6 protein-coding genes are annotated in these 11,369 nt (G+C 43.8%); 4 read left to right on the top strand and 2 right to left on the bottom strand.

Translation table 11 applies throughout. The annotated features are described in order from the left end of the window. Positions 1-2,363 (bottom strand): PKD domain-containing protein (locus WBA23_RS03315; RefSeq protein WP_424580826.1); only part of this gene is annotated, 2,363 nt, incomplete at its 3' end. A gap of 176 nt (positions 2,364-2,539) precedes the next feature. On the opposite strand from WBA23_RS03315, the gene WBA23_RS03310 reads away from it, so the two are divergent. Next, positions 2,540-3,337, top strand: coding sequence for a hypothetical protein (locus tag WBA23_RS03310; RefSeq protein WP_424580825.1), 798 nt, complete (start codon positions 2,540-2,542; stop codon positions 3,335-3,337). A gap of 139 nt (positions 3,338-3,476) precedes the next feature. Here WBA23_RS03310 and WBA23_RS03305 read toward each other — a convergent pair whose 3' ends face one another. Further along, positions 3,477-4,904, bottom strand: coding sequence for a fasciclin domain-containing protein (locus tag WBA23_RS03305; protein ID WP_424580824.1), 1,428 nt, complete (start codon positions 4,902-4,904; stop codon positions 3,477-3,479). A 596-nt stretch (positions 4,905-5,500) separates the two neighbouring features. On the opposite strand from WBA23_RS03305, the gene WBA23_RS03300 reads away from it, so the two are divergent. Genes WBA23_RS03300 through WBA23_RS03290 form a run of 3 tightly spaced genes read left to right on the top strand, consistent with a single transcriptional unit; the run spans position 5,501 to position 11,264 of the window. Continuing rightward, complete coding sequence (locus tag WBA23_RS03300; RefSeq protein WP_424580823.1) at positions 5,501-8,827, top strand: SusC/RagA family TonB-linked outer membrane protein; 3,327 nt, start codon at positions 5,501-5,503, stop codon at positions 8,825-8,827. 28 nt (positions 8,828-8,855) lie between these two features. After that, the gene (locus tag WBA23_RS03295; protein WP_424580822.1) at positions 8,856-10,394 is read left to right on the top strand and encodes a RagB/SusD family nutrient uptake outer membrane protein; all 1,539 of its coding nucleotides are present in this window, start codon (positions 8,856-8,858) and stop codon (positions 10,392-10,394) included. 9 nt (positions 10,395-10,403) lie between these two features. Further along, complete coding sequence (locus WBA23_RS03290; RefSeq protein WP_424580821.1) at positions 10,404-11,264, top strand: substrate import-associated zinc metallohydrolase lipoprotein; 861 nt, start codon at positions 10,404-10,406, stop codon at positions 11,262-11,264. Positions 11,265-11,369 lie beyond the last annotated feature (105 nt).

Below are 11,369 nucleotides of genomic sequence, written 5' to 3'. Positions count from 1 at the left end.
ATTACTTCTTGATTGGTGGTCAAGTCTGTTCCAGCACCATCAGTTAGTTCACCATTAGTTTCCACGAATATTCCAAGAGCCTCACTGTTAGTAATAGAGCTGTTGGCAATAGCCAATTTCCCAGTATTGTCAACCCCAATATTAGCAGCATCTACACCAAATCCAAAGCTACCTCGCCCTCCGTAAGATATATCAGCATAGATCAATTTATTATCTGTGGTATTAGTGAAGAATACAATACCCAACCACCCATCAGACTGGTTGCGGGCAGTAAAGGTAATACGATCATCAGCAGTACCTACTGCTTCAATTGATCCGTCGCTTCCGGAAACCTCAATCCTAACATCGCTATTAAACTCGAAAGTAGCCCCCGGTAGGATAGTTAAGTCATTGTCAATATCAAGCCTTCCGCTGATATAGTAAGGGACATCCCCGGCTAACGCAGGTAGGGTTTGAGGATCATTACTTGCCGTTAAGGTAGAGGTATAAATTTGTACGCTATTATCTCCGTTTCCAGTAAAAGTAGAAGCAGCATCTAACGCGCCCGCTGTGGATATAGGAAGTGTAATTGGAAATTCATCATTGTTAGTGAATGTGTTTTGACTAAGTTCTTCAATAATCCCACCGTTCTCTACAAATATTCCGTGATCACCTACACTATTGGCAACTACTGAGTTGCTAATTTTCACTTTACCCGTGTTATCAATCCCAATATTTGCTGGGCTGATGCCAAAACCAAAGTTCCGGTTGCCGCCGTAGGCTATGCGAGAATAGGCAAAAGAATTACGACTATTGTCAGTATAGATAGAAATACCTCCCCAGCCATCGGCTTGGTTACGCCCAATAAGAATAATACTATCAGCGGCAGTTCCTTCAACATTGATGTAGCCATCGTTACCAGCTACCTCAATAAAGGCATCGGTATCAAATTCTGCGTTCGTACCTGGTTCAAGTTTTAGTCCACTGTCCACCTCAAGCTTACCTGAGACAAAGTAGAAGGTGCCGTTAGATAGTGCTGGCATTACGAGTTCTTCTTCAAGGTTAACCCCCGAAGTGTATATCTCCACGGTATTGTCTTCATTACCGGTGAAAGTAGTATTGGCATCTATGCTACCAACTTGGCTGAGAGATAGAGCAACCGGATTGTTCATATTATTTTCTAGCGCACTATTACTTAGGTCACGAAGCAGCCCACCTAATTCTAAGTAGATGCCGTAGTTAAAGCTATTAGATATAGTAGTATTAGCAATTGTTACGCCCGCGGTATTATCAATGCCAACATTAGCCGCTAATATTCCGAAGCCAAAGTCTTGCTGACCGCCGTATGAGACATCAGTATAATTAAACTCATTTTGAACATTATCGTTGAAAAATACAATGCCATCCCAACCATTCAGTGTATCTTCAGCCGTGAAGATAATTAGACTGTCAGCAGTTCCAATCGCTGATAGAGCACCACTATTTCCCTCAATTGATAATCCTCGGTTCGGTTCAAACATTACTTTTACTCCGGGGGCCACTGTAAGTTCGGCAGTAACATCAATGTCAGCAACCACATGATAATCGGGTAAATTAGGATCATCAAATACATTAGGCCAGGTGGTAGCTGCGGTTATATTCTGGTCAATCACTACCGGATTAGCATCGGCTTCAATCATTACTTCAGCCGTAGCCGTATTGCCATCGGGATCTTCAGCCGTTAGGAGGATAGTATATTCACCCACTACGTCAGGAACAAATTCGGCCATATCGGGATCATCTTCGGATGTGTTGATCGCCGCACTACTACTGCCAGCGGGGGTTTCAGTAATCTCCCAGGTGAAGGTAAGATCATCGAATTCACTATCAGGGTCGCTGGTATTGCTGCCATCTAAGGCATACGGGGTGCCAACGGTCACCGTATTGTTATCCGCATCTTCACTAATCTGCTGGCCATCTTCGTTAACAATAATGACTACTGGTGGTTCGCCCACGGCCTCTTCTGCCGTAATAGTAGCATCATCAGTATCGGTGTTGCCATCTTCGTCGGTTACCGTAAGGGTGGCCACGTAGGTTCCTGCTACGTCAGGGGTAAAAGTGGCGGTAGCCTGAGTAGCACTGCTCACTGAGGCACTGCTGCCGTCGGGGCGGGTAGTGAGGCTCCAGGCGTAAGTCAATGTTTGACCTTCGGGGTCAGACGAGCCAGTACCGTCTAGGGTAACTGAGCTACTCACGGCGGCATCTAAGTTACCTCCCGCGTCGGCTACCGGAGGTTCGCCTACCGGCTCAGGGTCTTCTTCGGTTTTACAAGCACTTACTCCTACAAATAAAAGAATGAGCAGTCCGTAGCTAAGTAGATAAAGTTTGTTTAATGTGTTCATCATAAATATAGATTTGAATTATAGAGTTTGGTTTTGGGGTTTAATGCTGCTAAAGCAAAGAAGGTAAACATTATAGAAAAAAAAACTAATATTTGTTTACTTGTTAAAGTAAAACTTAATTAAGTAGTAATAGAATCGTAAAGAATTGTAACCTACTTAATCCCTTTTTTTGGAAGCCTATGGAGTTATCACCGAATCAGGAAGAATATATTGAACGTTATCTTCGGAACGAGTTATCGGAGGCAGAGCGAGAAGCTTTTGAGCAAAAATTAGCTAAAGACCGGAATCTACGGACTGAACTGCGCTTGCAGCAGGACATCACCGCAGGCATTGATCTGTTTGGTGCTGAAGGTCTCAAAAGGCAGTTGCAGCAGTCCGAAGAACCAACTACGGTTACAAAATCTTTACCGGTAAATCCGGTTGAGCCTAGCAGCAAGCCTACCAAAGCGGTGCGTCCGCTATACTTTTTCTTAGCTACGGCTGCTTCATTTGCCTTAGTACTAACTGCGTTTTGGTTGCTGAACCCAGCTGCCTCGTCGCAGGAGCTTTACACCGCTTACTTTGAGCCGTATCCCAATGTAATAAACCCAATAGAGCGTTCGGGAGGTGATCCTGCGGATGTAGCCCCTACGGATGTGGCCCCTACAAAAGCCGGACAAGCAATGTATTACTATGAGCAGGGCAACTACGAGCAAGCCATTAGCTTATTTGCTCAAGTGCCCGCTATTGAAGAAGCGTATCAGTTTTATTGGGGAGTAAGCTACTTGGGAGCTGAGCAAGCTAGAGAAGCTGAAATAACGTTAGAACCATTACTGTTTAGTGCTTCCGGAGTATTTTACGAACCGGCGTTGTGGTACACTAGTTTAGCGCAAATTCAGTCGGAGCAGATAGAAGTGGCTAAAGCTTCCCTTCAGCAGCTTATCGACATACAGGGCGAGTACGCTACAGAGGCGGCAGCGTTACTAGAAAAAATTTGACGTCTGATCGTAATTTAGCTTCGCACTTTTTAGCAAGATCAAAAAAAGCTGCGTCCTTGGCGGAAGCAGCTTTAAATGACGAATGATATGTGGTAAGGTAAGTTCTTCACCAATGAAGGAGTGCTTACCGAATGATGTTTTAAGGAGTAGGTAACAGTACCTGATCAATAGCGTGAACTACTCCGCTGGTCGAGAGATAATCAAAGTCTACTACATTAGCCGTTTCGGTTTCGGGGTTAGCATCATCTACAGTTAATGTGCCCCCATCTGTTCCGGATACCAACGTAATCGTTAGTGGAGTACCGTTAAGGGCTGTAGTAGAAACTGATTCGGCAGCAACTACATCAGCGCTGAAGTTAATCCCTTCAAACACATGGGTTTGTAATACGTTAGACAGAAACGCCGGGTCGAGCCGAGCTGCGCTATCAATAGAAACAACCAGCCCGGCGGCTTCAAAGGCTGCATCAGTCGGCATAAAGATCGTTTTGTTCGTTCCTAAGTCTACCCCAGTTTCTTCTAAAGCGGTAAGGAATATGGTATAGGATGCAGCACTCGAACCATCAGCAAAGTTCACCACATCAATAATGGGTTCAGCGGGACGAAGAACGCCACCAAGATGAACAATCCGACCATTACTTGACGTAAAACCAAGATCAGCCGCGAAGGTTCCATTCAGAAATAAAGAGTTACCATCAATAGTAATGTAGATTGGCTGACCTAATAGTGTATTAATCGTTCGTCCGGCACTAGCAAAATCGGCGTTGCCTTCAATAATATGGTAGTCTATAGTATTCTCTGCATTTTCCTGAGAGGTAAAGAAAAAATTATCAAAAGCTCCGTTCACCGGACTAAGAAATGTATTCGGGCTGGTGCCAGTAAGCAACGAACGGTAGCCACGGTTGATAAATAGGTTATTCATCGTAGTAACACCGCCAAACAAGCCTACGGTTGGCATCAATCCGGCTACGGTACCAAAAGTGGAAGCCAAACTAGGATTGGTAGAGCTTCCAGCCGTGATAGCAGGGGGCAGTAGCACCTCGTTTACTACGTGGATAACTCCATTGCTGGCTTGTAAATCAGGAGCTACTACGTAAGTAGGGCTAAGTTGAGATGCTTCATTTAATCGGATTGAATCACCTTCTAAAGTTGGGAAAACCTGTGATAAGTTATACGCCGTAAGTGCTGAATCAATCTCGTTGAACTCATAAATAGCGTTAGGAATAAGATGGTAGAATAAAATATCGGACAGTAGGCCTTCAGAAAGTTCGCTCATTCTTTCTAAACCAATAGCATTTAGTAGGTTAACGAAAGCCTCATTATTAGGGGCAAAAACCGTGTGCTCGGTAGTGGCTAACCGATTAATTAATACATTACTTTCTTCAGTGACAATTCCAAGTGAGACAATCAAGCTATCTAGCCCTTCGGTGTCATTAATAATGTCCACTATGTTTTCAGTGGGGCGAGGGGGCTCACCATCTTCATCGTCGTTGTTACAAGAAACTATAAGGGCAAGAAAGGGCAATAGTAGCCAAGAGGCCCAGCGACCAGAATATAATTTGCGAATCATATAGTATAATAAGATATTAGGAAAAAGGGTTATAAAGAGCTAAATATACACTTTTTGCCAGTAGTTTGCGTAACTTCCTAACAAAATATTGAAAAGCTATTTTTTAAAGAACATTAGCGAATGAATGTCGCTACTAAGACCAGAATTGTTTCTGAAATGAATGATCTTACCATAGATACTCTATCTTTATTTAGAAAAACAAATAGTGCGCGTAAAAAAGTATACTAAACCAAATTGTTGTCCGTTACGGGAAAACAACCGCTATTAGCCCAACGAACTATTAAATTGTTTGGAACCTTCGTCAAATATTCAAACCTTAGGGGCCACTAACCAACCAGAATCACCGAACGTAACCCTAACCTATCAGTCGAGTCTACTGCGCCTATTCACTGCTTTACTGAGATACTCTGGTACACTTACTAACCTGAACGTGAAAAGAAAATTTTCAAAAAATCCCGCAATTCGGGGGATGAATACAGTCAGGTACTATACCCAAAATTGAGTGATATTTTTCAACAATACTGTAATTTAGCTTAGCTACATGATATTCTTAGAAAATCAGTTACTATGAGTGCAGCTTTACACCCTTCGCATATATGAATAAATATTTACGATCAATCCTTACTCTCCCTTTATTATTTACGGTCTTCAATAGTTACTCTCAAGAAACTACTGTAACCGGACGGGTAACATCAGCGACTGATAACTCTACCTTGCCCGGAGTAAATGTAACCTTGAGAGGCACTAGCCGAGGCACCATCACCGATATTGACGGTAACTTTCGCGTGCAGGTAGACACTCCAAATGATACACTTACCTTTTCGTTTATTGGGTTTAATCCACTAGAAGTGCCTATCAATGGGCAGTCATCTCTTACTGTGAATTTGCAAGAAGATGTGCAGGAGCTAAGTGAGGTAGTCGTTACTGGGTTTCAGGAGGTAGAGCGTAAACTCTTTACCGGATCAGCTACACGTATTGAAATGGCCGATATTCGGGCCCCTGGTATGGTTGATGCCAGCCGGATGCTGGAGGGGCAAGTGGCTGGGGTTTCGGTAGAGAACGTATCTGGTACATTCGGTACTGCGCCTCGCATTCGAATTCGAGGTAACACTTCCATTAACGGAGATAACCAACCGCTATGGGTTGTAGATGGCGTAATACTAGAAGATCTAACTAATGTAAGTGCGGATGATATTGTTACTGGAAATCCTAATACCGTGCTGGCTTCTTCTGTTGCTGGACTCAATCCGGACGATATTGCCTCGTTTCAGGTGTTGCGAGATGCTTCGGCAACAGCACTATACGGAACGCGAGCTAAAAACGGAGTGATTGTAATTACGACTAAACGCGGCAAGAGTGGCAAATTACGGGTAAATTATTCGGGCAACTATTCTTTTCGGCTGCGCCCAGGCTACGGACAGTTTGATATTCTTAACTCGGGCGATGAAATGTCGATCTACCGTGAAATGTACGAAAAAGGATTAATTGATATCACCACCGCTGTGCGAGCGCAGAATTTTGGCCCGTTGGGAAAAATGTTCACCTTAATTTCGGATAGTGAGATTGGGTGGGGGCCGGGAGGAACGCTCAATGAAGAGTTTCTGAACCAATACGAAAACGCGAATACCGATTGGTTTGATGTGCTGTACCGCGATGCATCGCTTCAACAACAACATTCGGTAAGCCTTACTGCGGGCAACGAAAATTACAATAGTTACTATTCCTTTAGCTATCTGAATGATAACGGACAAACGATAGCCGATGGGGTAACACGTTTTGCCGGAACGGCTCGCAATAGTTTCTTTGTATCAGATCGGTTTAATATGGATTTAAAACTCAATGCGAGCTACCGCGACCAGCAGTTGCCGGGGTCTACCGACCGCGATTTTGATCCGATTACTGGACGATTTAGGCGAGATTTTGACATTAATCCGTTCAGCTATGCTATCAACACCAGTCGGTCTATTCGCCCTTACGATAGCGATGGGAACCTGGAGTTCTTCCGAAGAAACTACGCCCCATTTAATATTCTGGAAGAATTAGAATTAAATCTCATTGATGTGCGGGTAGCCGACATCTCTGCTCAAGCTGATTTGAACTTTAATATTCTGGATAATCTGACCGTCCGTAGTACTATTCAGGGTCGGTATGCGGCTACCAATCGGGAACATGTGATTCATGAACGTTCCAATCAGGCAGAGGCTTACCGGGCCGATGATACCCAGTTCATTCAAGAGTCTAATCAGTTGCTTTTTCAAGACCCTGATGAGCCCGGTTCCCAGCCTAAGGTAGTCTTACCCGAAGGCGGATTTAACTATCTGGATGAAAGTGATCTGCTGAATTTCTACATTCGGAACAGTATTCAGTGGTCGGAAACCTTCGGAAAAAGGCACGATGTTAATGTACTGGCTGGGCAAGAAATTAGGTACACCGACCGATCTTCCCGCAGCGCCGATGGAATTGGAGTAGTATACGAAAACGGCGGGGTAGTAAATACTGACCCTGATATTATTGAGTTTTTGAACCGCCAAGGAGTAGATTTTTACTCATTGTCTGAAGACCGCGATCGTTTCACTGGTCTATTCCTGAATGCCGGCTACTCATTTAGCGATCGCTACATCGTTAACGGTACCATCCGCTACGATGGCTCTAACCGTTTAGGAAAAAGCCAAGCTGCCCGTTACTTACCTACCTGGAACGTGAGCGGAGCTTGGAACTTAGATCAGGAAACTTTCTTCAGTCTACCCTCGGTCATTAGTACGCTAAAGCTGCGGGCTACTTACGGACTTTCAGCTACTTTGGGCCCCAACGTAAGTGCTCTGCTGAATCTTCAGTCAGATGTTACATTGCGACCTACCGATGTGGAGAGTTTTCTGTTAATAGAAGACTTAGAAAACCAAAACTTGACATGGGAGAAACTCTACGAATTTAACGTAGGAGTAGATTTTGGCCTGATGAATGACCGAATTACGGGTATCATCGATTACTTTAAGCGAGAGTCTTTCGATCTGATTGGGCTATTAGAAACTAGCGGTGTTGGTGGTCAGGCATTTAAGTTTGGTAATTTTGCTGATATGGAATCGCAAGGCTTTGAATTTACGATCAATACACTCAACTACTATAGTAAAAACTTCTCCTGGAACACAAATTTCAATATTAGTTATGTACCCGACGTAATTACGAGCTTTGATTTTAACCCTCGCGTTGCGAATGCTATCTCGGCCCAGGGAGCGGCCGTGCTAAATGGTGCCCGGCGGGGATTATATTCTACTCGGTTTGCCGGACTAGATGCCCGAGGAATTCCTACTTTTCTTGACCTGAACGATGAGGTGGTGTATGATTACAATCTTCAGCAACGGGACAGCTTAGACCAATTACTAAAGTACGAAGGTTCCGCTGAGCCTCAGGGAGCTGGCGGTCTAACCAATGCGTTCACCTACAAGAACTGGTCACTCAACGTGCTTCTGTCGTACAGATTCGGCTATAAAATCCGGCTCAATGATGCTTTCGCGCCGCGCTACACCGACTTTAATTCTTTCTCCCGGGATTTTGTAGACCGCTGGGTTGTTCCCGGCGATGGAGAATTCACCGACATACCTGTAATTTTAGATAGACAAATTGTAGAGGGTGACGGTGATGCCCGGTTCCGAAATGCCTACGATTTATACAATAAGAGTACAACTCGAATAGCGGATGGAACTCACGTCCGGCTCAAGACCGTTCGCTTGTCTTATAATATGCCCCAAAACTGGGTAAGTAAAATTGGAGCAAGCAATGCTTCTCTTAGTATTGAGGGGCAAAATTTATTGCTGTTATATTCCGATGAAGCCCTAAATGGGCAAGACCCTGAATTCTTTTCAGCCGGAGGGGTAGCGTTTCCCCAACCGCGCCAAATAACCTTAGCTTTGAACATTGGATTCTAGAAAAATTATGAAATATGGGATGAGAAATATGAAAAGGATAAATCCACAGTTTTCGGTCCGCAGGTTACGATCTTTGGGTTGTGGCTTTAAGTTCGTAGCCTATAATTTACTTTTCAATACTGTAAACTATCGCCCGTGGACTGTTATCTGCGGACTGTGTACTCTACTGTTAATAGGTTGCGATGACTATTTGGAAGAAAACCCCGATAACCGAGTAGAACTTAATACGCTAAACAAAGCAGCCCAATTATTAACTAATGCTTACTCCGACGGGGGCTACAATTTTGTGGAGTGGATGGGTGATATGGTTACGTTTACTCGGGGGACTACAAAACTTGATAAGCACAATCAGGCGTATGAATGGGCAATAATAGACGATTTTACGCAGGATACCCCTACCTACTATTGGAACCAGACTTACCAAGCTATAGCCCATGCTAATGAAGTATTAGCTATTGTTGACCAGTTACCCGGTGAAGAAGATCGCCGTCGGGCAGTGAAAGGTGAAGCTTTACTTATTCGGGCTTATGGGCACTTTATGTTAGTAAATTTATTCGCCAAGCACTACGACGAAGCAACCGCTGCCTCTGACCCCGGAGTGCCGTACGTGCTACAGCCCGAAAAAAACTTTATTGCCCAGTACGAACGGGCGTCAGTGCAGGAAGTATACGATCAGGTAGAAGGGGACTTACTTGCTGGGTTAGAATTGGTAAATGATTCTTTCTACGCTAACTCAGGTAAGTATCATTTTACCCGAAATGCTGCTTTAGCGTTTGCTTCTCGTTTTTACCTATTTAAGCGGGATTACCAAAGTTGTATCAATTACAGTAGCCAAATGTTAGGGGCCAATCCTTCGGTTTTTGTGAAGGATATTGCTGCCATCAACGATCAAACGATAAATGTAGAAGATTATATTCGGCAATATACCTCGCCCAGTGATCCGAGTAATTTGCTGCTTATGAGAAAAATTACCAGTTTTCAAGTAAATGTAGGATACTGGCCTGATAACGCAATTTACTCAGAACGACTTTTCGGTAATAATCCCTTCAATGCTGAGGATGTGAGGGTGGAATCATTATTTCAATGGGGTGAGAACGGGCTATATACCGCTAAATTTGAGCTTCTCTTTGAGCGAAGCAGCTTAACTGCTAACACGGGGTTCAACTATACAATTGTTGTTCCTTTTCGGGGAGAAGAGGTATTATTGAACCGGGCCGAGAGTTATGCCCTTTTGGGTCAGCTAGATGAGGCCGTAGCCGATTTACAGACTTTGCTAGATAAGCGCTACGACGTTCCGGTTACTGTCGATTTGGAAACGATAGCGAGTTTTATGGGCACCAATGATGCTCGGGTTGCGTTAATCGTATACTTATTTGAGATAGAACGGCCCAAAGAGTTTGTACACGAAGGCTTACGTTGGTTCGATATTAAGCGTTATAGTTTGCCAGTAACTCACACCCTGCAAGATGGTTCCACAATTGCCTTGGCTGAGGATGATAATCGAAAAGTACTACAGATACCTCAAGCCGCGCAAGATGTAGGCGGACTGTCACCTAATCCTCGTTAAATAGTTAGTATGAAACGATTAAATATATTATTATTTATCTTGGTTCTTCTGGGTAGTAACTCTTGTTATCAAGAAGATCCGGTTGAACAGGAAGTTATCCAATTAGAACCTTCCGATGATCCTATTGACCAGTTTATCCAAACCGAATTTTTGGATAAGTACGGGGTAGCGGTGCGCTACCGTTTTGTAGATCGCTACGTTGATCCTGCCAATAGAGTATCGCCCCCCCGGCGCGAGCTAGTCGTGGAGGTACTCAATTTTCTGTTAGAGTTCTGGATTGAACCCTATCTGCAAGTAGAAAACGGCGAAGAATTCTTTAAAGCGCACGTTCCGGGCGAGATTGTACTTATTGGCTCTTTTATTTTCAATGATGATGGAACCGTTACGCTAGGTACAGCTGATTCTGGTGCCAGAATTACCTTGACCGAAGTGAACAATATAGATGAAACCGACCCAGTTTGGATGATCCGGCAGTTGGGTACAATTTACCATGAGTTTGCCCATATTATTCATCAGCGCTATAACCTCCCTAATAATTTTCAGTTGATTTCTCCGCGAGGATACACTTCAGCGGGTACTTGGACTGGCATTACTGACGATGAAGCCCTACAGCGAGGCTATGTTTCTAACTATGCTACCAGTTCATTTAATGAAGATTATGCCGAGACGGTTGCCTTCATTTTATTCGACGACGATTTCTTTGAAACTTACATGGAAGATGAGGAGAGTTGTACTGATCAAGCATGTGTAGAAAGGAATGAAGGGCGGGCTTTAATTCGGCAAAAATTTAATACTGTGGTTGATCATTATGAACAAAGTACCGGGGTTGATTTATTAGAAGTCCGAGCTCGGATACAAGAGAAGTTTTAGTATGAGAAAAGTATTTATACTGATTATCCTGGTAAGTTCACTGTTAGCCTGTCGCGAACGTGAACCAATTTTTGAACAGAGTGCCGATGAGCGTTCAGCTGGAGC

The organism is Tunicatimonas sp. (assembly GCF_049647865.1).
In the GTDB taxonomy this organism is placed as follows: domain Bacteria; phylum Bacteroidota; class Bacteroidia; order Cytophagales; family Cyclobacteriaceae; genus Tunicatimonas.
Note: the sequence above shows the minus strand (reverse complement) of the source record. Positions and strands in the feature narration are given on the sequence as shown.